This window comes from Buttiauxella brennerae ATCC 51605, from assembly GCF_001654925.1.
GTDB lineage: Bacteria > Pseudomonadota > Gammaproteobacteria > Enterobacterales > Enterobacteriaceae > Buttiauxella > Buttiauxella brennerae.
This window is the reverse complement of record NZ_LXER01000006.1, coordinates 470,004-496,497: the sequence shown is the minus strand read 5'-3', so window position 1 is coordinate 496,497 and position 26,494 is coordinate 470,004. Positions and strand designations below refer to the sequence as shown.

The 26,494-nt window shown below is 52.2% G+C and carries 29 protein-coding genes and 1 riboswitch; of the genes, 15 read left to right on the top strand and 14 right to left on the bottom strand.

What is annotated here, in order from left to right; translation table 11 throughout:
• Nucleotides 1–145 precede the first annotated feature (145 nt).
• Genes cecR through M975_RS03490 form a run of 5 tightly spaced genes read left to right on the top strand, consistent with a single transcriptional unit; the run spans nucleotide 146 to nucleotide 5,812 of the window.
• Complete coding sequence (cecR, locus tag M975_RS03510; protein WP_064557333.1) at nucleotides 146–841, top strand: transcriptional regulator CecR; 696 nt, start codon at nucleotides 146–148, stop codon at nucleotides 839–841.
• Nucleotides 831–1,829, top strand: coding sequence for a secretion protein HlyD (hlyD, locus tag M975_RS03505; protein WP_064557331.1), 999 nt, complete (start codon nucleotides 831–833; stop codon nucleotides 1,827–1,829). Before cecR ends, hlyD begins: the two co-directional genes overlap by 11 nt.
• A complete protein-coding gene (locus M975_RS03500; RefSeq protein ID WP_064557330.1) occupies nucleotides 1,822–3,570 on the top strand; it encodes an ATP-binding cassette domain-containing protein in 1,749 nt (582 codons plus the stop codon). The genes hlyD and M975_RS03500 overlap by 8 nt, the downstream gene beginning before the upstream one ends.
• Complete coding sequence (locus M975_RS03495) at nucleotides 3,557–4,696, top strand: ABC transporter permease (protein ID WP_064557328.1); 1,140 nt, start codon at nucleotides 3,557–3,559, stop codon at nucleotides 4,694–4,696. The genes M975_RS03500 and M975_RS03495 overlap by 14 nt, the downstream gene beginning before the upstream one ends.
• 9 nt (nucleotides 4,697–4,705) lie before the next feature.
• Complete coding sequence (locus M975_RS03490; protein ID WP_064548474.1) at nucleotides 4,706–5,812, top strand: ABC transporter permease; 1,107 nt, start codon at nucleotides 4,706–4,708, stop codon at nucleotides 5,810–5,812.
• Here M975_RS03490 and M975_RS03485 read toward each other — a convergent pair.
• Nucleotides 5,774–6,184, bottom strand: coding sequence for a YbhQ family protein (locus M975_RS03485; protein ID WP_064557326.1), 411 nt, complete (start codon nucleotides 6,182–6,184; stop codon nucleotides 5,774–5,776). The genes M975_RS03490 and M975_RS03485 overlap by 39 nt on opposite strands.
• A 132-nt stretch (nucleotides 6,185–6,316) precedes the next feature.
• Between M975_RS03485 and M975_RS03480 the strand changes: the two genes are divergently transcribed.
• The 3 genes from M975_RS03480 to M975_RS03470 are packed head-to-tail and all read left to right on the top strand — an operon-like array spanning nucleotide 6,317 to nucleotide 9,386.
• Entirely contained in the window at nucleotides 6,317–7,075 is a 759-nt protein-coding gene (locus tag M975_RS03480) for an endonuclease/exonuclease/phosphatase family protein (protein ID WP_064557323.1), read from the top strand.
• Complete coding sequence (gene clsB / locus M975_RS03475) at nucleotides 7,072–8,316, top strand: cardiolipin synthase ClsB (RefSeq protein WP_064557321.1); 1,245 nt, start codon at nucleotides 7,072–7,074, stop codon at nucleotides 8,314–8,316. The genes M975_RS03480 and clsB overlap by 4 nt, the downstream gene beginning before the upstream one ends.
• A complete protein-coding gene (locus M975_RS03470; RefSeq protein ID WP_083967833.1) occupies nucleotides 8,316–9,386 on the top strand; it encodes a lysylphosphatidylglycerol synthase transmembrane domain-containing protein in 1,071 nt (356 codons plus the stop codon). The genes clsB and M975_RS03470 overlap by 1 nt, the downstream gene beginning before the upstream one ends.
• Here the strand turns inward: M975_RS03470 and M975_RS03465 are convergent.
• The 6 genes from M975_RS03465 to moaA form a co-directional block, all read right to left on the bottom strand.
• Nucleotides 9,383–10,093, bottom strand: coding sequence for a Bax inhibitor-1/YccA family protein (locus tag M975_RS03465; RefSeq protein ID WP_064557320.1), 711 nt, complete (start codon nucleotides 10,091–10,093; stop codon nucleotides 9,383–9,385). The genes M975_RS03470 and M975_RS03465 overlap by 4 nt on opposite strands.
• An 88-nt stretch (nucleotides 10,094–10,181) precedes the next feature.
• Nucleotides 10,182–10,634: a molybdopterin synthase catalytic subunit MoaE gene (gene moaE / locus M975_RS03460; protein ID WP_064557318.1), complete on the bottom strand. Its 453-nt coding sequence runs from the start codon at nucleotides 10,632–10,634 to the stop codon at nucleotides 10,182–10,184.
• Nucleotide 10,635: 1 nt separating this feature from the next.
• Nucleotides 10,636–10,881, bottom strand: coding sequence for a molybdopterin synthase sulfur carrier subunit (gene moaD / locus M975_RS03455; RefSeq protein WP_064557316.1), 246 nt, complete (start codon nucleotides 10,879–10,881; stop codon nucleotides 10,636–10,638).
• On the bottom strand, nucleotides 10,878–11,369 hold the full coding sequence (gene moaC / locus M975_RS03450; RefSeq protein WP_064557314.1) for a cyclic pyranopterin monophosphate synthase MoaC: 492 nt from the start codon (nucleotides 11,367–11,369) through the stop codon (nucleotides 10,878–10,880). The genes moaD and moaC overlap by 4 nt, the downstream gene beginning before the upstream one ends.
• A 3-nt stretch (nucleotides 11,370–11,372) precedes the next feature.
• Complete coding sequence (gene moaB / locus M975_RS03445; RefSeq protein ID WP_064557313.1) at nucleotides 11,373–11,885, bottom strand: molybdenum cofactor biosynthesis protein B; 513 nt, start codon at nucleotides 11,883–11,885, stop codon at nucleotides 11,373–11,375.
• 46 nt (nucleotides 11,886–11,931) lie between these two features.
• On the bottom strand, nucleotides 11,932–12,921 hold the full coding sequence (gene moaA / locus M975_RS03440) for a GTP 3',8-cyclase MoaA (RefSeq protein ID WP_064557311.1): 990 nt from the start codon (nucleotides 12,919–12,921) through the stop codon (nucleotides 11,932–11,934).
• Nucleotides 12,909–13,040, bottom strand: a riboswitch (molybdenum cofactor riboswitch). It overlaps the preceding gene by 13 nt.
• A 207-nt stretch (nucleotides 13,041–13,247) precedes the next feature.
• On the opposite strand from moaA, the gene yvcK reads away from it, so the two are divergent.
• Nucleotides 13,248–14,156, top strand: coding sequence for a uridine diphosphate-N-acetylglucosamine-binding protein YvcK (yvcK, locus tag M975_RS03435; protein ID WP_064557309.1), 909 nt, complete (start codon nucleotides 13,248–13,250; stop codon nucleotides 14,154–14,156).
• A 70-nt stretch (nucleotides 14,157–14,226) separates the two neighbouring features.
• Here yvcK and uvrB read toward each other — a convergent pair whose 3' ends face one another.
• Nucleotides 14,227–16,242, bottom strand: coding sequence for an excinuclease ABC subunit UvrB (gene uvrB / locus M975_RS03430; RefSeq protein WP_064557307.1), 2,016 nt, complete (start codon nucleotides 16,240–16,242; stop codon nucleotides 14,227–14,229).
• A gap of 14 nt (nucleotides 16,243–16,256) precedes the next feature.
• On the opposite strand from uvrB, the gene M975_RS22675 reads away from it, so the two are divergent.
• Together M975_RS22675 and M975_RS03420 are read left to right on the top strand one after the other, a co-directional pair.
• Entirely contained in the window at nucleotides 16,257–16,547 is a 291-nt protein-coding gene (locus tag M975_RS22675) for a hypothetical protein (protein ID WP_157093322.1), read from the top strand.
• A gap of 511 nt (nucleotides 16,548–17,058) precedes the next feature.
• A complete protein-coding gene (locus tag M975_RS03420) occupies nucleotides 17,059–17,769 on the top strand; it encodes an ABC transporter ATP-binding protein (protein WP_064557303.1) in 711 nt (236 codons plus the stop codon).
• Nucleotides 17,770–17,812: 43 nt separating this feature from the next.
• Here M975_RS03420 and M975_RS03415 read toward each other — a convergent pair whose 3' ends face one another.
• From M975_RS03415 to bioB, 6 genes are all read right to left on the bottom strand, one after another.
• The gene (locus M975_RS03415; RefSeq protein WP_064557300.1) at nucleotides 17,813–18,331 is read right to left on the bottom strand and encodes a helix-turn-helix transcriptional regulator; all 519 of its coding nucleotides are present in this window, start codon (nucleotides 18,329–18,331) and stop codon (nucleotides 17,813–17,815) included.
• Between the two features lie 17 nt (nucleotides 18,332–18,348).
• A complete protein-coding gene (locus M975_RS23290) occupies nucleotides 18,349–18,612 on the bottom strand; it encodes a hypothetical protein (protein WP_074388313.1) in 264 nt (87 codons plus the stop codon).
• A gap of 173 nt (nucleotides 18,613–18,785) precedes the next feature.
• Nucleotides 18,786–19,469 (bottom strand): dethiobiotin synthase, encoded by a 684-nt coding sequence (bioD, locus tag M975_RS03410; protein WP_064557298.1) that lies wholly within the window; start codon nucleotides 19,467–19,469, stop codon nucleotides 18,786–18,788.
• On the bottom strand, nucleotides 19,462–20,220 hold the full coding sequence (bioC, locus tag M975_RS03405; protein WP_064557296.1) for a malonyl-ACP O-methyltransferase BioC: 759 nt from the start codon (nucleotides 20,218–20,220) through the stop codon (nucleotides 19,462–19,464). The genes bioD and bioC overlap by 8 nt, the downstream gene beginning before the upstream one ends.
• A complete protein-coding gene (gene bioF, locus M975_RS03400; RefSeq protein WP_064557294.1) occupies nucleotides 20,204–21,355 on the bottom strand; it encodes an 8-amino-7-oxononanoate synthase in 1,152 nt (383 codons plus the stop codon). Before bioF ends, bioC begins: the two co-directional genes overlap by 17 nt.
• Nucleotides 21,352–22,392: a biotin synthase BioB gene (gene bioB / locus M975_RS03395; RefSeq protein WP_064557292.1), complete on the bottom strand. Its 1,041-nt coding sequence runs from the start codon at nucleotides 22,390–22,392 to the stop codon at nucleotides 21,352–21,354. Before bioB ends, bioF begins: the two co-directional genes overlap by 4 nt.
• 89 nt (nucleotides 22,393–22,481) lie before the next feature.
• Here bioB and bioA point away from each other — a divergent pair, with 89 nt between their 5' ends.
• From bioA to M975_RS03375, 4 genes are all read left to right on the top strand, one after another.
• Nucleotides 22,482–23,771: an adenosylmethionine--8-amino-7-oxononanoate transaminase gene (gene bioA / locus M975_RS03390; RefSeq protein ID WP_064557290.1), complete on the top strand. Its 1,290-nt coding sequence runs from the start codon at nucleotides 22,482–22,484 to the stop codon at nucleotides 23,769–23,771.
• A 70-nt stretch (nucleotides 23,772–23,841) separates the two neighbouring features.
• Nucleotides 23,842–24,522: a type 1 glutamine amidotransferase domain-containing protein gene (locus tag M975_RS03385; protein ID WP_064557288.1), complete on the top strand. Its 681-nt coding sequence runs from the start codon at nucleotides 23,842–23,844 to the stop codon at nucleotides 24,520–24,522.
• A gap of 30 nt (nucleotides 24,523–24,552) precedes the next feature.
• Entirely contained in the window at nucleotides 24,553–25,029 is a 477-nt protein-coding gene (locus M975_RS03380; RefSeq protein ID WP_064557285.1) for a kinase inhibitor, read from the top strand.
• Nucleotides 25,030–25,140: 111 nt separating this feature from the next.
• Nucleotides 25,141–26,439, top strand: a complete 1,299-nt coding sequence (locus M975_RS03375; RefSeq protein WP_064557284.1) for a putative acyl-CoA thioester hydrolase — start codon at nucleotides 25,141–25,143, stop codon at nucleotides 26,437–26,439.
• Nucleotides 26,440–26,494 lie beyond the last annotated feature (55 nt).

Sequence of the window (26,494 nt, the reverse complement as noted above, 5' to 3'; positions counted from 1 at the left end):
AGCCGCGCAGTGTAACAGGTTTTGTGACTTTGCGCACAAATTCTATTTTTCGGCCCGTTCACAAGATAAATGTTTGGGACTGGACACTACGATATCGGGAGCCTACTCTTAATCAATCGATTGATTAACTTTTTAAGAGGTCGGTATGAACGCAACACCGGCACCGGCCACCTCCCGTGGCGAGCAGGCAAAAAACACGCTAATTACTGCTGCCATCGCGCAATTTGGTGAGTATGGGTTACATGCCACCACCCGCGATATCGCCGCACTTGCCGGGCAAAACATTGCCGCCATTACCTACTACTTCGGTTCGAAAGAAGAGCTGTATATGGCGTCAGCGCAATGGATTGCTGACTTCATCACCCACAATTTCAAGCCGCATGTTGAACGCGCCGAGGCGATTCTCAACCAGACGCAGCCTGATAAACAGCAGATCCGCGAGCTTATCCACACCGCATGCGAGCACATGATTATGTTGCTGACCGCCGATGAAACGCTGAATCTGAGCAAGTTTATCTCTCGAGAACAGCTCTCGCCAACGCCTGCGTATCAGTTAATTCACGACCAGGTGATTGCACCAATGCACTCGCATCTCACAAGCCTGGTCGGGCGTTATACCGGAAATTGCCCGAACGATACCGCCACTATTCTCCATACCCATGCGCTGCTTGGGCAGGTGCTGGCTTTTCGTCTCGGGCGTGAAACCATTTTGCTTCGTGCAGGGTGGTCAACGTTTGATAAAGACAACGTGAAGCAAATCAGCGATGTGGTACGCAGCCATATTGATTTCATTTTGCAGGGGTTATCCGCGCAACGAGGAACAACGAGCAATGAAAAGTAAAAAGCCGATAGTTATCGTGGTGGTTGTCGCGCTTATTGTTGCGGGACTGGCCGGCTGGATATGGTACAGAAGCCAGCAAGACCAGGGGCTGACGCTCTATGGCAATGTTGATATTCGCACTGTCAATCTGAGTTTCCGCGTCGGTGGTCGCCTTGCCGCGTTACAGGTCGACGAAGGGGATGCAATTAAAGCCGGGGAAACGCTGGGCGAACTGGACCAGGGGCCGTATCAAAACGCCCTGCTTCAGGCGCAGGCAAATGTTGCTGCTGCACAGGCAAAATTTGACCTCGTGATTGCCGGTTATCGCGACGAAGAAATTGCCCAGGCCGCAGCCCAGGTGAATCAGGCTCAGGCCGCATTTGATTATGCGCAGAACTTTTATCAGCGCCAGCAAGGCTTGTGGGCGCGCCGGGTTATTTCTGCCAATGAACTGGAAAACGCCCGTTCATCCAGCGATCAGGCAAAAGCGACGCTGAAAGCGGCGCGAGACAAGCTCAGCCAGTACCGTACAGGGAACCGCCCGCAGGAAATTGCCCAGGCGCAGGCCAGCCTGCAACAGGCGAAAGCGCAACTTTCGCAGGCGCAACTCGATTTGCAAGACACCACGCTGATTGCACCCTCTGACGGCACGTTACTGACCCGCGCAGTTGAACCCGGCACCATGCTGAATGCCGGTAGCACCGTGTTAACCCTGTCCCTCACTCGCCCGGTTTGGGTGCGTGCTTATGTGAACGAAGTAAGTCTGAATCAGGCAAAACCAGGTACAGAGTTGCTGGTTTATACCGACGGCCGCCCGGATAAGCCTTATCACGGCAAAATTGGATTTGTCTCGCCAACGGCTGAATTCACCCCGAAAATGGTGGAAACACCAGATTTGCGCACCGATCTGGTTTATCGCCTGCGAATTATCGTGACGGACGCCGACGACTCCCTGCGCCAGGGAATGCCGGTGACCGTGAAATTCAACGACGAGAAAGCACATGAGTAGCCAGGACGGCATCATTCGCCTGCAGGGGCTGATGAAGCGCTTTCCGGGGCAGGAAAAACCAGCGGTCGCGAGCCTTGATTGCGAAATTCATCAAGGCTCAGTCACCGGATTGGTCGGCCCGGATGGCGCAGGGAAAACCACGCTGATGCGCATGCTGGCCGGTCTTTTGAAACCGACAGAAGGTAGTGCGCAGGTGATTGGTCTTGATCCCATTAACGACGATCGCGCTTTACACGCCGTTCTGGGATATATGCCGCAAAAATTTGGCCTGTATGAAGATCTCACGGTGATGGAGAACCTGAACCTGTACGCTGATTTACGCAGTGTGGTGGGTGCTGAACGCGAAGAAACCTTTAAGCGCCTGCTGGAGTTTACTGCACTCGGCCCATTCACCACGCGCCTTGCCGGGAAGCTCTCCGGCGGGATGAAACAGAAACTCGGCCTTGCCTGCACGTTAGTCGGGCAGCCAAAAGTATTGCTGCTTGATGAGCCTGGTGTGGGTGTTGACCCCATTTCACGGCGCGAGCTGTGGCAAATGGTTCATGAACTGGCAGGCGACGGCATGTTGATTCTGTGGAGCACATCTTACCTTGACGAAGCCGAACAATGCCGCGACGTGCTGCTGATGAATGAAGGCGAACTGTTGTATCACGGCGCGCCTAAAGAGCTGACTCAGCAAATGGCCGGGCGCTCGCTGTTATTGAGTCACGGCGAAGAGAACAACCGCAAGTTATTGCAACGTGCGCTGAAATTACCGCAGGTCAGCGATGGCGTAATTCAGGGGCGTTCGGTGCGTTTAATTCTCGCCAAAGAGTCGTCAGTTGAAGAACTGACTCAGGCGCTCAATGTGCCAGAAGAGGCTATCTCGCAAACCGAACCGCGCTTTGAAGATGCATTTATCGACCTGCTCGGCGGTGCGGCCACACAGGAATCCCCGCTGGGCAAAATCCTGCATACCGTAGATGGCATCCAGGGTGAAACGGTCATCAAAGCGGAAGCCTTAACCAAGAAGTTCGGTGATTTTGCTGCCACAGATAACGTTGATTTCACCGTTCAACGTGGGGAGATATTTGGTCTGCTGGGGCCAAATGGCGCCGGGAAATCCACCACTTTTAAAATGATGTGTGGCCTGCTGGTGCCAACTTCAGGCAAAGCGCTGGTGCTGGATATGGACTTAAAAACCAGTTCCGGAAAAGCACGCCAGCATCTTGGCTATATGGCTCAGAAATTCTCGTTGTACGGCAATCTTACCGTGGAACAAAACCTGCGATTTTTCTCCGGCGTGTATGGCCTGCGCGGCAAAGCGCAGCAGGAGAAAATTAACCGCATGAGTGAAGCCTTCAGCCTGCAACCGATTATGAACAGCGCCACGGACGCACTGCCGCTCGGCTTTAAGCAACGTCTGGCGCTGGCCTGTTCCCTGATGCATGAACCGGATATTTTGTTTCTTGATGAACCGACCTCCGGCGTTGACCCGATCACGCGCCGCGAGTTTTGGCTGCACATCAATAGCATGGTGGAAAAAGGCGTGACCGTTATGGTCACCACGCACTTTATGGATGAAGCAGAATACTGCGACCGCATCGGGCTGGTGTATCGCGGCAAGTTGATTGCCAGCGGCACGCCAGATGACCTGAAAGAGCAAGCGGCCAACGACGAGCAAACTGACCCCACCATGGAGCAGGCATTTATTACGCTTATCCATCAGTGGGATAAGGAGCACGAAAATGCGCGAGCATAATCAGGCCGTTTCCTGGCGGCGTGTGCGCGCCCTGTGCGTGAAAGAGACACGCCAGATTGTGCGCGACCCCAGCAGCTGGCTGATTGCGGTGGTGATCCCGCTATTGCTGCTGTTTATTTTCGGTTATGGCATAAACCTTGATTCCAGCCGCCTGCGCGTTGGCGTTTTGCTGGAGCAGCAAAGCGAGGAAGCACTGGACTTCGCCCATACGATTACCGCATCGCCCTATATTGAGCCCACCGTCAGCGATAACCGCCAGCACCTGATCCAACTGATGCAGGCGGGGAAAATTCGTGGGCTGGTGGTGATCCCAACTGATTTTGCACAAAACATGGCGCGCGCTGGAGCCACCGCACCCGTGCAGGTCATCACCGATGGCAGCGAACCCAACACCGCTAACTTTGTGCAGGGTTACATGGAGGGGATCTGGCAAATCTGGCAGCAACAACGCGCGGAAGATCGGGGTGAAAAGTTTGAGCCGCTTATCGACGTGCAACTACGCTACTGGTTTAACCCAGCGGCTATCAGCCAGCATTTTATTATTCCCGGTGCCATAACCATCATCATGACGGTGATAGGCGCGATCCTGACGTCGCTGGTGGTGGCGCGTGAGTGGGAGCGCGGCACCATGGAAGCACTACTGTCCACACAAGTGACGCGCACCGAATTATTGCTGTGCAAACTGCTGCCCTATTACGTGTTGGGTATGCTGGCGATGCTGTTATGTATGCTGGTGTCGGTGTTTATTCTTGGCGTACCGTATCGCGGTTCGTTACTGATTTTGTTCCTGATAACCAGCCTGTTTTTACTGAGCACGCTTGGCATGGGGCTGCTGATTTCCACGATTACCCGCAACCAGTTTAATGCAGCACAGGTCGCGTTAAACGCGGCGTTCCTGCCATCAATTATGTTGTCGGGCTTTATCTTCCAGATTGACAGTATGCCGGCGATTATCCGCGCGGTGACCTATATCATTCCGGCACGTTATTTCGTCAGCACTCTGCAAAGCCTGTTTCTGGCCGGAAATATTACGACGGTATTAGTCATCAACGTGCTGTTTTTAATTGCCTCGGCGGTGATGTTTATCGGCCTCACGGCACTCAAAACCAAGCGCCGCCTTGATTAGGGGAACACGATGCTATATCGGTTATGGACTTTAATTCGCAAAGAACTGCAATCCTTGCTGCGCGAGCCGCAAACGCGGGCGATTTTGATTTTGCCCGTCGTGTTACAGGTGGTGCTGTTCCCGTTTGCTGCCACACTTGAAGTCACGAATGCGACCATTGCCATTTATAACGAAGACAACGGCAGCCACTCGGTTGAACTCACCCAACGTTTTGCCCGCGCAAAAGCATTCAGCCATGTATTGCTGCTGAAAAGCCCGCAGGAGATCCAGCCGACTATTGATAATCAAAAAGCCCTGTTACTGATTCGCTTCCCGGCAGAGTTTTCGCGCGACATCGCCAGCCAGCAGCAGGCAAAACTGCAGATTATTCTCGATGGGCGTAATTCAAACAGTGCGCAAATTGCGGCGAATTACCTGCAACAGATCGTAAAAAACTACCAACAGGAACTGGTGTCCGGGCAACCCAAACCGAATAACAGTGAGCTGGTCGTACGCAACTGGTACAACCCGAATCTGGATTACAAATGGTTTGTGGTGCCGTCGCTGATTGCCATGATCACCACGATCGGCGTAATGATTGTGACCTCGCTTTCCGTGGCTCGCGAACGTGAACAAGGCACGCTTGATCAGCTGCTGGTTTCCCCACTGGCAACCTGGCAAATATTTGTCGGCAAAGCGGTGCCTGCACAAATTGTCGCCATCGGCCAGGCAACCATTGTGCTGGGCGTTGGGATTTGGGGTTATCACATTCCGTTTTCCGGCTCGCTGCTGCTGTTTTACTTCACAATGCTGATTTATGGCTTGTCGTTGGTGGGGTTTGGGTTGCTGATCTCATCGCTGTGTTCAACACAACAACAGGCGTTTATCGGAGTGTTTGTCTTTATGATGCCTGCGATTTTGTTGTCGGGTTACGTGTCGCCCGTCGAGAACATGCCTGTGTGGCTGCAAAACCTGACGTGGGTAAACCCTATCCGACATTTCACCGATATCACCAAGCAAATTTATTTGAAGAATGCGAGTTTTGACATTGTGTGGGGAAGTGTGTGGCCACTATTAGTCATAGCGGCCACAACGGGTTCAGCGGCGTATTGGATGTTTCGTCGCAAAATCGCCTGATGCCTTATCTTTAACCAGCAGCGAATAGATAATTGGCCCGGCTATCATGGCGATGCCGGCGCCTGCCAGCAGAAATTTGTTTTCGACCACGCGTGACAGCAGCCACAGCGCAATCATGGCTGAGCCGAAGTACCAGGTAGTGGTCAGCTCTTCCAGAAAATCAGCAATATCGCGTAACCGCCCGCTGCGAAACGGCTGCAGGGCAAACATCACCACCACGGTCGCAACATACACCAGGCATAACCCAATACCGACATGAATCAAAGTGGCGGTTTTCCATCCAACGAGCAGAGCACAGACCACCAAAAGATGCAGCATTATCTGCCAGCAGCTTAGGCCTGTTGTCACTTGTACACGTTGTTGCCATTTCATTATTTATCTCCTGGCCGCAATTTCCTGTCATTCAGAGTACCGCAGTATGCGGAAAATTCCGTAACCCGACACCTATTTGTGACAGAGACTACACTTTATTTTCATCAGGATGTTAACAATGCCGGGAGAAGCATGGGTAACAAGACTCCGCACTTTTCCTTTAAAGTGCTCACTATTAATACACACAAAGGTTTTACCGCCCTCAACAGGCGCTTTATTTTGCCGGAGTTGCGCGAGGCAGTACGTGCAACTTCTGCGGATATCGTCTGCTTGCAGGAGGTGATGGGCGCACATGAAGCGCATTCCCTAAAGTTTGAAAGCTGGCCGACCACCAGCCATTACGAATTTCTCGCTGACACAATGTGGCGCGATTTTGCCTATGGCCGCAACGCGGTTTATCCCGAAGGGCATCACGGTAATGCCGTTTTATCTCGCTTCCCCATCAGCCATTTTGAAAACCGCGATATTTCAGTAGAAGGCCACGAAAAGCGCGGCATGCTGCACTGCCAGATAAACTTACCGGGTGCCAATATTCGTGCACATGTCATTTGTGTGCATCTCGGTTTGCATGAAGCGCACCGTAAAGTACAGCTCGATATGCTCTGCCAACTGGTGAATGAATTGCCTGAAGGCGAACCTGTGGTGGTGGCCGGAGATTTCAATGACTGGCAGCAACGCGCCAACCGCCAATTAAAACAAACGGGTTTGGATGAAGTGTTTACGCGCGCATCTGGTCGCCCGGCTCGCACCTTCCCTGCCCGCTTTCCGCTGCTTCGCCTCGACCGAATTTATGTGAAAAATGCATCCGCAAGTGCACCGACGGCGCTGCCGTTGCGGCAATGGCGGCATCTCTCCGACCATGCGCCACTCGCCGTGGAGATCCATCTATGAAAAATAACTGGCGTGACGGGAACCGGATTTCATTACTCGAAAACGGTGACCAGTTTTTCCCGGCGGTATTTCAAGCCATTGAGAATGCACACAGCAAAGTGATTCTCGAGACATTCATCTGGTTTGAAGATGAGGTTGGAAAACAATTGCACGGCGTTTTACTTAATGCGGCTCGTCGCGGCGTTAGCGTAGAAGTTCTGCTTGATGGCTACGGTTCACCGGATTTAAGCGATGAATTTGTTAGCCAACTCACCACTGCCGGTGTGATGTTCCGCTACTACGATCCGCGCCCATTAGTGTTTGGCATGCGGACCAATCTGTTCCGCCGTATGCATCGCAAAATTGTGGTGGTCGACGGCACGGTGGCGTTTGTCGGCGGCATTAACTATTCCGCAGAACAAATGAGCGATTACGGCCCGGAGTCAAAGCAAGATTACTCGGTCAAAGTTGAAGGGCCGGTGGTGGATGATATTTACCAGTATGTGATTTCTAACTTACCTGGCCACGATGATAAACGCCGCTGGTGGCGACGCCGCCGAAACCCTGCGCAAGACAACCTGACGCCCGGCGAAGCGCAAGCATTGTTTGTCTGGCGCGACAATAACCAGCATCGCGATGATATAGAACGTTACTATTTGAAAATGCTCAGCAAAGCGAAGCGCGAAGTGATTATTGCCAACGCCTATTTCTTCCCGGGCTATCGCTTGCTTCACGCCATGCGCAATGCTTCACGACGCGGCGTTTCGGTAAAACTGATTGTTCAGGGTGAGCCTGATATGCCAATTGTGAAGGTCGGCGCACGCCTGCTGTACAATTACCTGGTGCGTTCCGGGGTGAAAATCTATGAATACCATCGCCGCCCCCTGCACGGCAAAGTCGCCATCATGGACGACCATTGGGCAACGGTCGGCTCCAGCAATCTTGATCCGCTGAGCCTGTCGCTGAACCTCGAAGCGAACCTGATTATTTACGATCGCACATTCAATGACACCTTGCGTGGCAACCTGACTGGCTTGATTGCCAAAGATTGCCACCCTGTCGTTGAATCCATGCTGCCAAAACGTACCTGGTGGAATCTGGGTAAAAGCGTGCTGGCGTTCCACTTCCTGCGCCACTTCCCGGCGATGGTCGGCTGGTTGCCGGCACACACACCAAAGCTTGCGCAAGTGATGCCCCCGGCTCAGCCCCATATGGAAACGCAGGATCGGGTTGAAACGGACAATCCGGGGGTGAAATATTGATGTCGCACTCGCATCCAAAATGGCGCAAAGCAAAGAAAATCCTCACCTGGCTGTTTTTCATTGCCGTCATCGTGCTGTTGGTGGTGTATGCAACGAAAGTTAACTGGCAGGAAGTCTGGGAAGTTATTCGTAATTACAACCGCATGGCGTTGTTCAGCGCCGTCGGCCTGGTGATTCTGAGCTACCTGATTTACGGCTGTTACGATTTGCTGGCGCGGTCGTATTGCGGGCACAAACTGGCAAAACGGCAGGTGATGCTGGTGTCGTTTATCTGTTACGCCTTCAACCTGACGCTAAGTACCTGGGTCGGCGGCATCGGTATGCGCTACCGGCTCTATTCACGGCTTGGCCTGCCCAGCGCCACTATTACGCGCATTTTTTCATTAAGTATTTCCACTAACTGGCTTGGCTACATTCTGTTGGCTGGCGTGATTTTCACCATCGGCGTAGTGCAGTTACCGGATCACTGGTACATCGACGAAACAACCCTGCGAATTTTAGGTGGCGTGCTGCTGGCAATGATTGCGGTTTATCTGTGGTTTTGTGCTTTTGCTAAACACCGCCATATGACGATTAAGGGCCAGCGCCTGGTGCTGCCCTCGTTTAAATTCGCCCTGGTACAGCTGGTGGTTTCATGCTGTAACTGGATGGTGATGGGCGCAATTATCTGGCTGTTGTTGGGTCAGCAGGTAAATTATTTCTTCGTGTTAGGCGTGCTGTTAGTCAGCAGCATTGCCGGGGTAATTGTGCATATTCCTGCCGGGATTGGTGTGCTGGAAGCGGTGTTTATCGCGTTACTGGCAGGTGAACATGTCAGCAACGGCACGATTATTGCCGCACTGCTGGCTTACCGAATGCTCTATTTTATTGCCCCGCTGCTGCTGGCGATTGTCTGTTATTTAGGGCTTGAGAGTCGGGCGAAGAAGATACGGGTGAAAAATGAGAAGAAGCTGGGAGAAAACAACCCTCACCCCAGCCCTCTCTCTGAGGGAGAGAGGGAAAAGGAAAAGAACATTCGGTTTTCCCCTTCTGCTGGGGGAGAAGGCCGGGATGAGGGCGAAAGAACTTAACGGCGGTTGCCGAAAATACGCAACAGCATCAGGAACAGGTTGATAAAGTCGAGATACAACGTCAGTGCGCCAAGGATGGAGTACTTGCGCATGGTTTGCGTATCACGGGTATCAATTTGCTCACCGATATTTTTCAGCTTCTGGGTGTCGTAAGCCGTCAGGCCAACAAACACGACCACGCCGATATAGGTCACAGCCCACATCAGCGCCGAGCTTTTCAGCCAGATATTCACCAGTGATGCCAGCACGATACCAATCAGCGCCATAAACAGCATATTGCCAAAACCGCTTAAATCACGCTTGGTGGTGTAACCGTAAAGACTCATCGCACCGAACATCCCACCCGCCACCACAAATGTGCTGGCGATAGATGAATAGGTATAAACGATAAAAATGCTGGAAAGCGTCAGGCCAGTCAGAGCCGAGTAAAGCATAAACAAGCTGGTTGCCATGCCAGCGCTGAGCTTATGAACCATGCCTGAAAGCACAAAAACCAGGCCCAACTGGACGATGATCAAACCAAAGAAGGTAATTTTGCTGGAAAAGACGAATTCCATCACCGCTGGCGTGTTCGCCGCATACCAGGCGACAAATGCCGTCAGTAACAGGCCGCAGGTCATCCAGCCATAAACTTGTGCCATATATGCCTGCAAACCCGTTCTGGCCTGCTGCACGATGGTGTCATTGGAACGTGGGAATCGATCCATGATGCTTCCTTAAAGTGAATTATGTTGACCGAATTTCAGGCTTGAAAGCCTGTACCTTAAGATTAACACAACTGCGTGAAGGTGCCTGTTACCAGCGTTTTGCCGCCTGTTTGTCAGTATCACGCGCTTCTACCCAGCGATCGCCGTCAGCCGTGGCTTCACGCTTCCAGAATGGCGCTCGCGTTTTCAGATAATCCATAATGAATTGTGCAGATTCAAACGCAGAGCTGCGATGCGCCCCGGTCACACCAACGAAAACAATTTCGTCGCCAGGCCATAATTCGCCGATGCGGTGTATCACGCTTACGCGTTGCAGCGGCCAGCGCTGGCGTGCTTCTTCGATAATTTCTGCCAGCGCCTTTTCCGTCATGCCCGGATAGTGTTCGAGCGTTAAGGCACTCACGCTATCGCCAAGATTATGGTTGCGCACTTTACCGGTAAAAGTCACCACAGCACCGTCTTCATCGCACTGCGCAAGCCATTGGTACTCGTCGCCAACGTTGAAGTTCTCAGGGCTGACACGAATTCGGGTGTTTTCCATTTCAGCCTCCGGTAACCGGTGGGAAGAAAGCCACTTCATCACCGTCGTTAAGCGGATGATCAAAACTCACCAGCGTCTGGTTTACCGCTGCCAGCAATTTTCCGGACTCTAACGCCAGCGCCCAGCGTTCGCTTTTAGCGGCCAGGTTTTGGCGCAGATGCTCAACATCGTTAAAAGTTGCGTCCAGTTGCAGACTGTCGCAATCGACCAGTTCACGCACCTGGGCAAAAAACAGGACGTTAATCATTGCTCCACCTTGCTATCAACCTTAAAGTCGCCAGACTTCCCACCGCTTTTCGCCAGCAGGCGCACCGGGCCAATCACCATGTCTTTTTGTACCGCTTTGCACATGTCGTAAATGGTTAACGCGGCAACCGATGCGGCAGTCAGCGCTTCCATTTCCACGCCGGTTTTGCCGGTCAGTCGGCAGATGGATTCAATGCGCACGCGGTTGTGTTCGGGCTCGGCGGCCAAATTCACTTCGACTTTGCTGAGCATCAGCGGGTGGCAAAGGGGAATTAAATCCCAGGTGCGCTTCGCGGCCTGAATCCCGGCAATACGCGCCGTGGCAAAGACATCACCTTTGTGGTGGCTGCCTTCGATAATCATGGCAAGTGTTGTGGCTTCCATGGTGATGAACGCCTCAGCACGCGCTTCGCGCACCGTTTCAGTTTTGGCGGAAACATCAACCATGTGCGCTTCGCCTTGCGCATTAATATGAGTCAGTTGCGACATAGTTTATTTCTTGATGTGGGGGTGGAAATTACAAGGGCGCACGCGGGCATCCAGTTGTGGCTGGATGATATTTTCCCACGCGGTGTGGCAAGCTTTAGTTGAGCCTGGCATAGCGAAAATCAAAGTGCGATTGGCGATGCCCGCTAACGCGCGCGATTGCAGCGTTGAGGTGCCGATTTCTTCAAAAGAGAGCATGCGGAACACTTCACCAAAGCCTTCGATTTCACGGTCAAACAGGGGCAACAATGCTTCTGGTGCCTGGTCGCCATCAGTAAAACCCGTGCCGCCATTAATTAACACCACCTGCACGTTATCGTCAGCAATCCATTGGGACACCTGAGCGCGGATAGCGTAGCGATTTTCTTTCACAATCGCTTTGGCAACCACGTGGTGCCCCGCTTCTGTTGCCGCTTCACGCAGATAGTGGCCGGAGGTATCGTCTTCTTCACCCCGGCGGCTTGAGACGGTCAGAATGGCAATATGTACCGGGACAAATTCGCTACTAATCTGGCTCATTGTTATCTTCCTTTTTATACCCAAAATCATTGGGATACAGCGGGTTTTAGCCGCCGATATACGACAGATTCTGCGTAATGCCGGTTTCACCGTCATGCAGGAAATGGGTCTGTTTCTTGTGCGTTAAAGCTTCAGCGATACGCGCCTCAAGCTCGTCGATTTGCCCGTCATCCGCTAAGAGATCTCGCAGGGAGATGCCCTGCTCACCAAACAAACACAGATGCAGGTTGCCGACCGACGACACGCGCAGGCGGTTGCAGCTGGCACAGAAGTCTTTTTCATACGGCATGATAAGGCCAATTTCACCCTGGTAATCCGGGTGGCAAAAGACCTGCGCTGGCCCATCGCTGCGGCTGCGTAGCTGGTGAACCCAGCCGCGAGCCAGTAACTGGTCGCGAATGGTTTTGCCGGAAATATGGTGTTTGCGGAACAGATCGCCACCGTCGCCAGTTTCCATTAGCTCAATAAAACGCAGCTGGATTGGACGAGTTTTGATCCATACAAGGAAGGTGTCGAGTTCGTGATGGTTCACATCGCGCATCAGCACAGTATTGACTTTCACACGCTCAAAACCGGCGGTGAAAGCGGCATCAATACCGTCCATTACCTGGCGGAATTTATCCTGCCCGGTAATGGCGTGAAACTGGCGGGCATCGAGGCTATCGACGCTAACATTCACCGCAGTCAGCCCGGCATCACGCCACTGCTGAATATCACGCGCAAGGCGATAACCATTGGTGGTCATCGCAATCTGGCGAATACCGGGGTTTTCGCGCACGGCGGCGATAATATCGGTGAAGTCTTTACGCAAAGAGGGTTCGCCGCCCGTCAGTCGTACCTTTTCAGTACCGAGGGCCGCAAATGCACGCGTAACGCGGCGAATTTCATCGACGTTGAGGAAACTTTTGTTCGCCACACCATGAGGCTTGTAGCCATCAGGCAGGCAATAGTTGCAACGGAAATTGCAAACGTCGGTAATTGACAGACGCAGGTAAAAAAACTTACGAGCGTAAGCATCGGTAAGTTGGGTAGCCATGTACACCTTCCAAATACGGGAGATGCAGGCATTTCTTTCTGCACCCTGGTGACTCAAGGTCACGGCCAAAGCACCGTATCTTTCGACTTAGGTCCAGAGGCTTAGTGTTTTAGAGCGATAAGCGATAGTAGCGCGTGACGGCGTTAACTGCCATAACAGCTTTCGTTATATAAATACACACATAACGAACTAATCGTTCAATTTCGCCACAGACTACGCGAAAAGCAAGCTTTTGCTTTGATATACATCATTAAGGTCCGAGGCTTAATCGTATTTTGAGATCTTTTACGCTACCTTATTTCGATAGTTCGTCATTAGGAATAGTTATGCGCAATCGTACGTTTGCGGATTTGGATCGGGTAGTCGCTCTCGGCGGCGGGCACGGTCTGGGAAGGGTCATGTCGTCCCTCTCCTCTTTGGGTTCACGTTTAACCGGTATTGTCACCACCACCGATAACGGCGGTTCCACAGGGCGTATTCGTCGCTCCGAAGGGGGGATCGCCTGGGGTGATATGCGCAACTGTTTAAATCAGTTAATTACTGAACAAAGCGTTGCTTCAGCCATGTTTGAGTATCGTTTTGGTGGTAATGGTGAACTTTCCGGCCATAACCTCGGAAACTTGATGTTAAAGGCGTTAGATCACCTGAGCGTGCGGCCTTTAGAAGCCATCAACCTGATTCGTAACCTGCTAAAAGTGGATGCGTTTCTGATTCCGATGTCTGAACAACCGGTTGATTTGATGGCAACAGACGCTGACGGCCATTTTATTTATGGTGAAGTGAATATTGACCAGCTTTCTTCGCCGCCACAGGAGTTATCCCTGTATCCAAAAGCGCACGCCACACGCGAAGCGGTGCAAGCTATTGCCGAAGCAGATTTGATTCTGATTGGCCCTGGTAGTTTTTACACCAGCCTAATGCCAATACTGCTGCTTGAAGATATGGATCAGGCGCTGCGTCGGACCCCTGCCCCGGTGGTGTTTATCGGTAACCTCGGGAAAGAGTTAAGTACTGCGGCGGCCAACCTGTCACTCGTGCAAACGCTGGAGATTATGGAACAACGTGTGGGGAAACGCATCATTGATGCCGTGGTCGTTGGCCCGCAGGTGGATACGTCGGAAATCACGGACCGCGTAGTGATTAAGGAGCCGCTGGAAGCGAGCGATGTTCGTTATCGCCACGACAGGCGCCTTCTGCGCCAGGCGCTGGAAAATGCCCTTCAGCAGTTGGGATAAGTGATCGATTGATGTCGGGTGTCGCTCACGCTAACCCGACTGATAAAACCCCATCAGCGGCATCAACACTTTACGACGTCGCGATAAACAATTGACGCAGTTGATGAAGCTGATCACGGATCTGCGCCGCCTCTTCAAATTCCAGGTTTTGCGCATGCTCCAGCATCTTCCCTTCCAGCTGGTGAATTTTCTGCTGCAAGGCTTTTGGCGTCAGGATGATTTCATCATCTTCAATCACGCTGCGCGCTTTGCTTTTCATCCGGCCTTTCGTTTTCGCCATTCCTTCACCAAGCTGAAGGACATCGACGACTTTTTTGTTCAACCCTTGCGGCGTAATCCCATTTTCTTCGTTGTAACGCTGTTGTTTCTCACGACGACGCTCCGTTTCACCAATCGCTTTCGCCATTGATGGTGTGATTTTGTCGCCATATAAAATCGCTTTACCGTTGATATTACGTGCCGCGCGGCCAATGGTCTGAATCAGTGAACGCTCGGAGCGCAGGAAGCCCTCTTTATCGGCATCCAGAATCGCCACCAGCGACACTTCAGGCATATCCAACCCTTCACGCAGCAAGTTGATGCCCACCAGCACGTCGAACTCGCCAAGGCGCAAATCACGAATGATTTCCATACGCTCGACGGTATCGATATCAGAGTGCAGGTAACGCACCCGCTCGCCGTGCTCTTCGAGATATTCGGTTAAGTCTTCAGCCATGCGCTTGGTAAGCGTGGTGACCAGCACGCGTTCGTTAACCTCAACGCGTTTGCGAATCTCAGAAAGCAGATCGTCAACCTGAGTACCGACTGGGCGAACTTCGATAATCGGGTCTAATAAGCCGGTTGGCCTGACGACCTGATCGACAACATCGCCGCCCGATTTCTCAAGCTCGTAATGGCTTGGTGTTGCCGAAACATAAATTGTTTGCGGTGCCAGCGCTTCAAACTCTTCAAACCTCAGCGGGCGGTTATCAAGTGCTGATGGCAAACGGAAGCCATACTCCACCAGTGTTTCTTTGCGCGAACGGTCACCTTTGTACATGCCGCCGATTTGCGGAATCGTCACGTGGGATTCGTCAACAATCAGCAAACCATCTGCCGGCAGATAATCAAAAAGCGTTGGCGGTGGCTCGCCAGGACCACGCCCGGAAAGGAACCGTGAATAGTTTTCGACACCAGAACAGTATCCCAGCTCGTTCATCATCTCTAAATCAAACTGGGTGCGTTGCGAGAGGCGTTGCTCCTCAAGCAATTTGTTATTCGCCAACAGCACTTTCCTACGATCTGCCAGCTCAACTTTGATCTCTTCCATGGCTTGCAGAATTCGTTCACGCGGTGTGACGTAATGCGATTTTGGGTAGACCGTGAAACGCTGGATAGCCTGGTCAACTTGCCCGGTCAGCGGGTCAAACAGCGATAGACGTTCGACTTCTTCATCGAACAGCTCAACGCGTAAGGCGAGGTCGTCCGACTCGGCCGGGAAGATATCAACCACTTCACCGCGCACGCGGAAAGTACCACGCTGGAATGCCTGGTCGTTGCGGGTATATTGCAGCTCAGTCAGGCGACGTATTATTGAACGCTGATCGATGATCATCCCTTTGGTCAGGTGAAGCATCATCTTCAGATATAAATCCGGGTCGCCCAGGCCGTAAATTGCCGACACCGACGCCACCACAATCACATCCCGCCGCTCCAGCAACGCTTTGGTCGCCGACAAACGCATCTGCTCAATATGTTCGTTAACCGAAGAGTCCTTTTCGATAAACGTATCAGAACTCGGAACGTAGGCTTCCGGCTGATAGTAGTCGTAATAAGAGACAAAGAACTCAACGGCGTTATCTGGAAAGAACTCTTTCATCTCGCCATACAACTGCGCGGCCAGCGTTTTGTTAGGAGCCAGCACCATAGTGGGGCGTTGTAAATCAGCAATTACATTTGCCACGGTAAAGGTTTTACCAGAGCCCGTCACACCCAATAAAGTCTGATGGGCAAGCCCATCTTCCAGACCTTCTTTAAGGCGACGAATGGCCTCTGGCTGGTCGCCAGAAGGTTTAAAAGCTGAATTTAATTTGAACGCTTTACTCATGAAGAGGCTACCTGATGAAGAAACGAGCGGGCCGGAGGATAATTTTACTCGGCACAGGAAATTTTGCCAGAAAAAGATACTGGATGAAAAACCAGTTCCTTGCCGTTGCGTTTATGATACTTCGCCACTTTACCGTCTGGTTTGCCGGTAAAATAACCAGCTATCAGATATTTCAGCTGACCAAAATGGTTATCCCCAGATTTTTTTACCTTTTAACATTTGTCAAGCAGTGTCATAAAAGCGTAAGGAACATCTGTGGCACTTTTATTGCACCGATTGATTTTATTCAACTCATTAATTTTTAACACTTATTCCGAAAAGTCTGGTTTAACGCCAATTCATGCGCAAGCCGCGCCCGCTCTCGCTTACCGCAAGTTTTCTAACTCTAATGCACATGGTTATCCACAGGAATAGTGGATAACTGCTCTCAGCCCTTTCGCGGCGCACACCGCAAAAAACCCCATTTTCCCTGTGCCAGGCCCTAAAAAAATTTTTCGTTATTTTTTTTGGCTCTTTTTTGCCACCAGGGAGCCGATGATTTCTTATGATCCTGCTCACGAAACACGCATTTGTATGGGGCAACAGCGCCACATTGCACCAAACCCAGAAAGCGCCAGGCACTGACAAAGTGCAGCAGGTTTTTTGAGTGGTAGTGGCCGAAGGTTTATTCACCCTTTTTCATGAGGCTTTTCTCAAAGTTGCAATGTTCTGCTGGACGTTGCGGTTAATGGCAAGGGAATTGCACAGTTCTATTCGTCTGTTTGCACGTTACAAAAGTCGTTCAAAGTTGTTACCCCTGCCAGAAGGAGAATGTCGATGTTGAGTCTGCGAGCTGTTAACCAGTTTTATGGTGAAAGCCATATTCTGTGGAATCTGGATCTTGAGCTGACGCCAGGCGAATGCACCTGCGTTCTTGGCGCACCAGGTATGGGAAAAACAACACTGGTTAATTGCATAACGGGTTATTTGCCAGTGCAAAGCGGCAGTATGTTCTGGCTGGAAGCCGGACACCCGCCACAGGATTTACTCACCCAGCCAATTGAAGGCCGGGCCGCGCTGGGAATGAGCTATGTCTCACAGGACAGGCGGATCTTTTCCCAACTGAGTGTTGAGGAAAACCTGCAAATAGCACTTCTGGCAGCCCGCGTACAATCACGGACGATACCAGGCATGGTGTATGAACTTTTCCCTGAACTCTACAGCCTGCGCCATATGCGAGGTGGGGAGTTATCCGGCGAACTTCAGCAACAGCTGGCGCTGGCACGGGCGCTGGTCACGGATCCGAAGCTGTTAATTCTTGATGAACCGACGTTAGGCAGCGGCCAGCGTTTTATCAATGACTTAAGCAATATTATCAGGCGTCTAAGCCGTGATTTCGGCCTGACGGTATTACTGGTTGAACAGCGGCTTTCGTTTATTCGCCGCGTGGCTGACCGTTTCTGCCTGCTTCACCGTGGCCGCAACGTCGCACAAGGAAATGTCGCTTTACTGGATGACAAACTCGTCTCCAGCTGGATAGATCCATGATGGTGTTTCACTCGACGGCAAGAACACCCAGCACGTTCTGCCGTCACAATTGACCGAGTTGTTTTTGTACTTTCACGTCCAGATCGGCAAGTTCACGCTGCAAATTACATTGGCGGGTCACCGCTGATAATTCCACTAGCGGCAATGGCACTTTAGAAACACCTGCTTCACGCATCCAACGCAGCACCGGCTCCAGGTGCCAGATTGCGGTTTTACCGTCATGCACCGGTTGAGGAAACGCTTCGCGGCTCACCATCACTTTGCGCATGTACTGCCGGGAAAAACCCAGCAGCTCGGCGATATCCGTTAGCCCGACCAGATCCGGCATAACTTCAACCAACGTAGCGCCTGGAATAATACGTTTGACATCTTTAATCGCTGAAACAACGGCCTGTTTGGCATCCGTTGATTCACGAATGAAATTCAGCGCAATTCGCCCTGTGACGCCCACGCCAACCAGCGCATCATCGCAACCTTGTGCGCCCAATGCTTCAACCCATTGTTCCGGGTCCTGGCTCTTTTCTGGCAGCGTGAAAATCAACGTGAAGCTAAATTCTGACATATTCTGCTCCTTGAAACTTAATGTCTGATGATGAGTGGTATGCCCTGCTGGCTACAGTTATCAACAACCCGCCGTATTTGCCTGGCATGGTTATAGGCACTGCGCGGCGTGCTCCAGATACAGCTGATACAAAACTCACCGCAACGGCATGCTTTGTCATTCCAGGGACAATACATTTTCCCCCAGCAATGTGCCCCACCGGGCCGCACTTGCCAGCCCTGACATTCGGCATAACTTAATGCTGCTTCAATGTCCTTATTCGGGTGAATGCGCCGCTTCATAAAACCTCCTGGCTATACTCGCAAAAAAGTTGTCACATGACAACATAAAGTTGAGAGACAATTTACCTGCGAGGTATTTTTCTACAAAGGAGAAGATCTGGAAATTATCGGCATATGGAAGAGCGCCCGAAAGATTTATCGGGCGTTGCAAAAACGAACGGTGAATTTGCGAGTTACTGCGAAAGAAGCGAAATATCCAGGTAGCCGCCTAAAGGCGTTTGACTGTCGATATTCGGGCAGAATGGAATTTCGCCCAGCATGGGGGCTTTTAAAACATCACGTAGCGTTGCGATATACTCAGGGTGACGCTTTCCGGTGGGTTGCACATCGTTAGCAATCCAACCCGCCAGACGCAGCCCTGCACTTTGGACCGCGAGCGCAGTCAGCATGGCATGGTTGATACAGCCCAACTTAACCCCAACCACCAGGATCACGGGTAACTGCTCTTGTATCACCCAATCCGCAAAGGTTTTGCTGGAAGAAAGCGGTGTAAACCAACCGCCCGCGCCTTCTACCTGTAGCCAGTCCGCCTGAGAAGTCAGCGCTTCAAAGCCTGCGGATATCTGCGAAAACTCAATGGGCCGCTGCTCTTGCGCACTCACGATATGCGGAGATGTCGGCTCCAGAAAGGCGTAAGGGTTAACCTGTTCGTAGCTTAACGGGACACTGCTATTAAGCTGTAAGGCCAGTGCATCCGTGTTACGGATCCCCTGCCCGGTCATTTCACTGCCCGACGCCACCGGCTTATAGCCCGCGGTGCGGTAACCTGCGTGTGTTGCAGCCTGCAGCAAAGCACAGCTGGCAACAGTTTTACCGACTTCCGTATCGGTTCCAGTGACAAACCATTTTTTAATCACGTTCAATGACTCCACAAACGAGCTGCCAGGTCAGGGGAAATCGCCCCTCTTTTTGAGGCCAGGCAAGGCTCAATTTTTGTAACTGTTGGCGGGTCATCAATGACGTTTTACGACCGTCATGAAGATGCGTCGCACCAATACCTTTTAGCGAGTGCATCGCGCTCATTACACTATAGAACGACTGGCTAATCTCATGAGTTTGCAGGGAATAATGCCACCCATCGCACGCTTCATGAATCTGCGAAATCGGCAGAAATTTATTGGCATGAGGCCGTTCATCTACCGCCTGCCAGGCGGTGTGCAATTCGGATAAAGACTCGGCCGCAAGGGTAGTAAATGCCACACATCCGCCAGGGCGTGTTACGCGGTAAAGTTCACTTAAGCCTGCGCGTAAATCATTGCACCACTGTACCGCCAGGTTGCTCCATGCCAGGTCAACATGGCTGTCTTTAAGATTGATGGCTTCGATATCACCTTCGAGATAACGATCTGCCGAGCCTTGCTGCGTGGCATGGTTCAACATGTCTGTCGAGAGGTCCAACGCCGTCACATGGCAGCCTTTTTCACGCCAGGCACGGCTGTACCAGCCCGTCCCGCATCCTGCATCGAGCACGTTTGAAATGGTGCGCCCTTCGAGCATACCCGCCAGCAACGCGCCACTGGTGCGCTGCAATTCGGCATGGCGGTCATAAGTCATTGCCGCCCGGCCAAATGCCGCAGCGACTGCCGCTTTATCAACGAGCCGCGTCATACAGAGCCTCCAGAAGCATGTCGATATCCGCATCGGTGTGGCTGGCGGTCAGCGTAATACGCAGCCGTGCCGTACCCGGTGGAACGGTTGGTGGGCGAATAGCCGTCACCCAGATCCCACGTTCACGCAATGTGGCGGCAAGATTCACAGCTGGTTGGTTTTCTCCAACAATCAGCGGCTGTATCGCCGTTTGCGAAGACATTAATTGCCAAGGAAGTGACTGAGCACCTGCACGGAAGCGAGCAATATTGGCCTGCAACATCAAGCGCCTTGAATCATCACGGCGAATCACGTTTAACGCAGTGGACAATGCACACGCCTGCGCAGGCGGCATCGCCGTGCTGTAGATGAGATGCCGGGCAAATTGCAGCAGGTAATCAGCCATTGATTCACTGCACAACACAGCGGCTCCGCTGGCACCAAACGCTTTGCCAAAGGTCACCACCAGCAGGTCTGGTTTAACTTGCAAGTGGTCACAACTCCCGCGCCCCTGATTACCCATGACGCCAATGCCATGGGCATCGTCGACCATCAACAGGCCCTGGGCATGACGCGTCACCTGCGCAATTTCAGCCAATGGCGCTGCATCACCATCCATGCTGAAAACACCTTCGGTGATCACCAGTTGTTGGCCATCAATGGGCTGTTCGAGCAACGTTTGCAGTGAGTCCACATCATTATGGGCAAAACGCCGTAACTGCGCCGGGCTATGCATCGCCGCTTCAAGAAGCGAGGCGTGGCTGAGTTTATCGGCAACGATACGGTCTGATTTTTCAGTGAATGCCGCGATCAGTGCCTGATTGGCCGCAAAACCTGAAATAAATAGCAGCGCGCGCGGGTAGCCAAGCCAGTCAGCCAACTGTTCTTCAAACAGCTGATGCGCTTCGTTATACCCGGTAACATGCCCGGAACCACCGCTTCCAACACCGTATATCTCAGCCCCCTGCTGCCAGGCGCTAATCACCTGCGCATGCTGGCTTATCCCCAGATAATCATTACTGGAAAAATTCAGGTAGCGGGTGCCGTTCTGCATAAGGTAGCGCGCGCTACCTTGTTGATTGACCGTGCGGGTTCGAAAGCTGCCGTTGGTTTTCCGCTGCTCGAGCGCGCGATCAATTCGCTGCTGCCAACTCATACAGCCGCCGCGTTGTAGTATTTCTCCGTATCCGCTGACAGCAATTGATCGGCCAGTTGTTGTTGCTGTTCGTTGTCGCCCGCATGGGTGGTAGTTTGCTGTGGGTTAAGCCCCAGCTTGCGGAACAATTGCAGGTCTTTGTCTTCTTCCGGGTTTGGAGTGGTGAGCAGTTTGCAACCATAGAAAATTGAGTTCGCCCCCGCCATGAAACACATTGCCTGGGTCTGCTCGCTCATCTGCTCGCGTCCGGCGGAAAGCCGCACGAAAGACTTTGGCATCATGATGCGTGCCACCGCGATTGTGCGAATAAAATCAAATGCATCAACGTCTTCGTTATCCGCCATCGGCGTGCCTTTGACTTTCACCAGCATGTTAATTGGCACGCTTTCTGGTGGCGTTGGTAAATTGGCTAATTGCAGCAGCAACCCGGCGCGGTCGGTGACCGTTTCACCCAAACCAACAATGCCGCCAGAGCAGACTTTAATGCCGGCATCGCGCACTTTATCCAGCGTGTCGAGGCGCTCCTGATAAGTACGAGTGGTAATAATATTGCCGTAAAATTCTGGCGAGGTATCGAGGTTGTGGTTGTAGTAATCAAGCCCGGCAGACGCAAGTCGCTGGGCTTGTGAATCGGTTAATGTCCCGAGCGTCATGCAGGTTTCCAGCCCCATTTCACGTACCCCCTGCACCATTTGCTCGAGGTATGGCATATCGCGATCATTAGGGTTTTTCCACGCAGCGCCCATGCAGAAACGGGTAGAACCGGCATTCAGCGCTTTACGAGCGGAGTCCAGTACTTGCTCAACTTCCATCAGGCGTTCGGAAGCCAGTCCGGTTTTGTATCGCGCGCTTTGCGGGCAATATTTGCAGTCTTCCGGACAGGCACCGGTCTTAATCGACAACAATGTGCTGACCTGCACATGACGAGGATCGAAATGCTGGCGATGCACAGTTTGTGCTTCAAACAGCAGTTCTAGGAAAGGTTTTTCAAATAAAGCAGTGACCTGCGACATTGACCAGCGTGCGTGGTGAGCCATGGGGCGTCTCCAAAAAGGGTGTTGTTAGCCATTGATTGACGTTATACTTGTAAACCTAAATCTTTTTTAAATGGTTTACAAGTCACCCTATGACCCCTGCTGATTTAGCGTTCGACCAACAACATATCTGGCACCCGTATACTTCCATGACTCAACCGTTACCGGTTTATCCGGTGGTGGGGGCGACGGGCTGCGAACTGCAACTTGCTGATGGTAAAGCCCTTGTTGACGGGATGTCGTCCTGGTGGGCGGCGATTCATGGCTACAATCACCCGCGCTTAAATCAGGCAATGAAAGACCAGATTGACCAGATGTCGCATGTGATGTTTGGCGGGATCACGCACCCACCCGCAGTAGCGCTGTGCCGCAAACTGGTCGCGATGACGCCTGAAAATCTCGAATGCGTATTCCTCGCTGACTCCGGCTCCGTTGCCGTCGAAGTCGCAATGAAAATGGCACTACAGTACTGGCATGCCAAAGGCGACCCGCGCCAACGCTTTCTCACTTTCCGTCATGGTTATCATGGCGATACGTTTGGCGCGATGTCAGTCTGTGACCCGGATAACTCGATGCACAGCCTGTGGCAAGGCTACCTGCCAGAACATCTATTTGCCCCGGCACCAAATTGCCGTTTTGACGATGAATGGGATGAAATGGACATCGTGCCGTTCGCACGTTTAATGGCCGCCCATCGCCATGAAATCGCTGCGGTTATCCTTGAGCCAATTGTGCAAGGCGCGGGGGGAATGCGTTTCTATCATCCGGAATGGTTGCGTCGAATCCGCCGCATGTGCGACCGCGAAGGAATTTTGCTGATTGCCGATGAGATAGCGACCGGTTTTGGCCGCACGGGCAAACTTTTTGCCTGCGAACATGCTGGAATTTCACCGGATATTCTGTGTCTGGGCAAAGCGCTGACCGGCGGTACGATGACGCTTTCCGCAACGCTCACCACACGCCTGGTGGCGGAAACGATCAGCGACGGCGAAGCCGGGTGCTTTATGCATGGCCCTACTTTTATGGGCAACCCATTAGCCTGTGCAGTAGCAGCCGAAAGCCTTGCATTGCTCGAAGAAGGCCACTGGCAACAGCAGGTTAAAGCACTTGAAGCACAGTTGCTGGAAGGACTTGAGCCTTTACGTGATGGTGAGCAAGTGGCGGATGTGCGCGTGCTTGGCGCGATTGGCGTGGTAGAAACTCATCACCCGGTGGATATGGCGGCACTTCAGGCATTCTTCGTTGAGCAAGGAGTCTGGATCCGTCCCTTCGGGCGTTTAATTTACCTGATGCCCCCATACGTTATCAGCCGTGAACAACTGGCAAAATTGATTAAAGCGGTGACCCTTGCGGTGCAAAACCCTGCATTTTTCAAAAGCTGAGAATCTGCAGGCCGCTCGCTGATGCACTACACTTCGAGGATCTTTTCACGTCCCCAACAGGGAGATTTAGATGAAAATCCTCATGGTTTTAACCTCGCACAATCAGCTGGGCAATACCGGCAAACCCACAGGCTTTTGGCTTGAGGAGTTTGCCGCGCCGTATTATGTCTTTCACGACGCAGGGCTCGATGTCACGCTGGCATCGCCAAAAGGCGGGCAACCCCCGCTTGACCCTGTAAGCGATGAGCCTGATGCACAAACGGATGACACCCGACGCTTTCGCAGTGATACCGCCGCACAAAAACTATTAGCCAACACCGAAAAACTTGAAAGCATTCGCGCCGATGATTATGACGCAGTGTTTTACCCCGGCGGCCACGGCCCGCTGTGGGATCTGGCAGAAGATAATCACTCCATTAAATTGATTGAGCATTTCTGGGCCGCGGGCAAGCCCGTTGCTGCGGTTTGCCATGCCCCAGGCGTGTTACGCAAAGTCACTAAGCCAAACGGTGAGCCACTGGTCAAAGGCAAACGAGTGACCGGGTTTACCAACAGCGAAGAAGACGGCGTTGGCTTAACCGCCGTGGTGCCTTTTTTGGTGGAAGATGAACTGAAAAAAGCGGGTGGATTGTTTGAGCGCACCGATGACTGGGGTGAATATGCTGTGGTTGACGGGCATTTAGTGACCGGGCAAAACCCGGCATCGTCAGCGATTGCGGCCGAAGAACTGCTTAAGCTACTGAAACTCTAGTGACTGAAACTCTAACCATCAGGAGCGAGCATGAAATTAATAAGTCAGGACTTCAAAGATGGCGACAAACTTCCTCACCGCCATGTCTTTAACGGAATGGGTTACGACGGCGACAATATTTCTCCGCACTTAGTGTGGGACGATGTTCCCACCGGGACTAAAAGTTTCGTCGTCACCTGTTATGACCCGGATGCGCCTACCGGTTCAGGTTGGTGGCATTGGGTGGTGGTCAATCTGCCAGCCGATACACGCGTGTTGCCACAGGGCGCGGGTTCTCATTTAGCGGCTTTGCCAGAGCCTGCCCTTCAGACGCGTACCGATTTTGGTAAAGCGGGTTATGGCGGGGCTGCGCCGCCAAAAGGCGAAACTCACCGTTATATCTTTACCGTTTATGCTCTGGACGTTAAAGAACTTGAGGTTGATGAAAATGCATCGGGTGCCATGGTCGGTTTTAATGTCCATTTCCACTCATTAGGAAGTGCTTCCGTCACCGCGATGTTCAGTTAATCCTCTTTTTATAAAGCCGATTTTCATAATCGGCTTCCTGTTTTGCTCAACTTAGTATAAAAAAGCAGGCTTTATGATCCCCTTTTAAATTTGCACTGCAAGGAGCAACCCTTGAACACCTTCTCTGTTTCTCGTCGGGCAGCTGTGCTCGCTTTTGCTGTGGCGCTATCGGCCTGTAGCTCTACACCGCCAGAAGAAAAACCGTCCACGCAAGTGGCACCTGGAACGCAGTCTCGTCCGATTTTGTCGGCAGATGAAGCGCAAAACTTTGTTCAGGCGCGTTACTTCTCATCCAAAAATAAAGATGAAGCGCCGTGGACTCCGTCTTCTATTCGCCTTCCGCAGCAGCCTGACTTTGTTGTTGGCACTGCCGGTGGCGAAGGTGTGACTCACACCTCTATTCAGGCCGCTGTCGATGCAGCCATGATGAAGCACAGCAACACCCGCCAGTACATTGCTATTCAGCCAGGCGAGTATGTCGGCACCGTTTATATTCCAGCAGGTTCCGGCAGCGTGACGCTGTACGGCACCACGGACAACGCCAGTGATGTAAAAATCACTATGCCGTTGGATTCTGAAATTGATGTGAACACCTGGCGCCGTGCGGTTAACCCGGGTGGCAAATATATGCCGGGTAAACCCGCCTGGTATATGTTTGATAGCTGCCAGAGCAAGCGTAACGCCACAGTTGGCGTGATGTGTTCTGCCGCAGTCTGGTCACAGAACAATGGCCTGCAGATGCAAAACCTGACCATCGCTAATACCCTGGGTGACAGTGTTGATGCCAGTAACCATCAGGCTGTAGCACTGCGTACCGATGGCGACAAAGTTCAGTTGAACAATGTTCACCTGCTGGGCCGCCAGAACACCTTCCTGGTGACTAACAGCGATGTGCAAAACCGCATGTTGACTGACCGCCAGCCACGCACGCTGGTAACTAACAGCTACGTCGAAGGTGATGTAGATGTCGTTGCAGGCCGTGGTGCAGTGGTATTTGATAACACTGATTTCCGCCTGGTGAACAGCCGTACCCAGGAAGGCTATGTGTTTGCACCAGCAACACAGCCAAACCTGTATTACGGTTTCCTGGCAATCAACAGCCGCTTCACCGCCGCAGGTGATAACGTCGCGCAACTGGGCCGTGCCTGGGATATCGAAGCAACGGAAAACGGTTACGCCGCAGGCCAGACATCTAATGGCCAGGTTGTTATCCGTGACAGCGTGATCAACGAAGGCTTCAACAGCGCGAAACCTTGGGCAGATGCCGCCAGTTCTAAACGTCCATTTACCGGCAATATCGGTACTAAAGGCGAGAAAGGCGAAATCCAGCGCGACCTGAATGATGCTAACGCCAACCGCCTGTGGGAGTTCAACAACCGCGGTGTAGGTAGCACGGTAGTTGCCGAGTAAAATCAGCGCTGTGCACAAAATAAAAAACCTCGCAATCGCGAGGTTTTTTTTATCA

Coding starts and splice junctions, on each gene's coding strand:
- cecR (WP_064557333.1), top strand. CDS start 146: ATGAACGCAACACCGGCACCGGCCACCTCCCGTGGCGAGCAGGCAAAA.
- hlyD (WP_064557331.1), top strand. CDS start 831: ATGAAAAGTAAAAAGCCGATAGTTATCGTGGTGGTTGTCGCGCTTATT.
- M975_RS03500 (WP_064557330.1), top strand. CDS start 1,822: ATGAGTAGCCAGGACGGCATCATTCGCCTGCAGGGGCTGATGAAGCGC.
- M975_RS03495 (WP_064557328.1), top strand. CDS start 3,557: ATGCGCGAGCATAATCAGGCCGTTTCCTGGCGGCGTGTGCGCGCCCTG.
- M975_RS03490 (WP_064548474.1), top strand. CDS start 4,706: ATGCTATATCGGTTATGGACTTTAATTCGCAAAGAACTGCAATCCTTG.
- M975_RS03485 (WP_064557326.1), bottom strand. CDS start 6,184: ATGAAATGGCAACAACGTGTACAAGTGACAACAGGCCTAAGCTGCTGG.
- M975_RS03480 (WP_064557323.1), top strand. CDS start 6,317: ATGGGTAACAAGACTCCGCACTTTTCCTTTAAAGTGCTCACTATTAAT.
- clsB (WP_064557321.1), top strand. CDS start 7,072: ATGAAAAATAACTGGCGTGACGGGAACCGGATTTCATTACTCGAAAAC.
- M975_RS03470 (WP_083967833.1), top strand. CDS start 8,316: ATGTCGCACTCGCATCCAAAATGGCGCAAAGCAAAGAAAATCCTCACC.
- M975_RS03465 (WP_064557320.1), bottom strand. CDS start 10,093: ATGGATCGATTCCCACGTTCCAATGACACCATCGTGCAGCAGGCCAGA.
- moaE (WP_064557318.1), bottom strand. CDS start 10,634: ATGGAAAACACCCGAATTCGTGTCAGCCCTGAGAACTTCAACGTTGGC.
- moaD (WP_064557316.1), bottom strand. CDS start 10,881: ATGATTAACGTCCTGTTTTTTGCCCAGGTGCGTGAACTGGTCGATTGC.
- moaC (WP_064557314.1), bottom strand. CDS start 11,369: ATGTCGCAACTGACTCATATTAATGCGCAAGGCGAAGCGCACATGGTT.
- moaB (WP_064557313.1), bottom strand. CDS start 11,885: ATGAGCCAGATTAGTAGCGAATTTGTCCCGGTACATATTGCCATTCTG.
- moaA (WP_064557311.1), bottom strand. CDS start 12,921: ATGGCTACCCAACTTACCGATGCTTACGCTCGTAAGTTTTTTTACCTG.
- yvcK (WP_064557309.1), top strand. CDS start 13,248: ATGCGCAATCGTACGTTTGCGGATTTGGATCGGGTAGTCGCTCTCGGC.
- uvrB (WP_064557307.1), bottom strand. CDS start 16,242: ATGAGTAAAGCGTTCAAATTAAATTCAGCTTTTAAACCTTCTGGCGAC.
- M975_RS22675 (WP_157093322.1), top strand. CDS start 16,257: ATGAAGAAACGAGCGGGCCGGAGGATAATTTTACTCGGCACAGGAAAT.
- M975_RS03420 (WP_064557303.1), top strand. CDS start 17,059: ATGTTGAGTCTGCGAGCTGTTAACCAGTTTTATGGTGAAAGCCATATT.
- M975_RS03415 (WP_064557300.1), bottom strand. CDS start 18,331: ATGTCAGAATTTAGCTTCACGTTGATTTTCACGCTGCCAGAAAAGAGC.
- M975_RS23290 (WP_074388313.1), bottom strand. CDS start 18,612: ATGAAGCGGCGCATTCACCCGAATAAGGACATTGAAGCAGCATTAAGT.
- bioC (WP_064557296.1), bottom strand. CDS start 20,220: ATGACGCGGCTCGTTGATAAAGCGGCAGTCGCTGCGGCATTTGGCCGG.
- bioF (WP_064557294.1), bottom strand. CDS start 21,355: ATGAGTTGGCAGCAGCGAATTGATCGCGCGCTCGAGCAGCGGAAAACC.
- bioB (WP_064557292.1), bottom strand. CDS start 22,392: ATGGCTCACCACGCACGCTGGTCAATGTCGCAGGTCACTGCTTTATTT.
- bioA (WP_064557290.1), top strand. CDS start 22,482: ATGACCCCTGCTGATTTAGCGTTCGACCAACAACATATCTGGCACCCG.
- M975_RS03385 (WP_064557288.1), top strand. CDS start 23,842: ATGAAAATCCTCATGGTTTTAACCTCGCACAATCAGCTGGGCAATACC.
- M975_RS03380 (WP_064557285.1), top strand. CDS start 24,553: ATGAAATTAATAAGTCAGGACTTCAAAGATGGCGACAAACTTCCTCAC.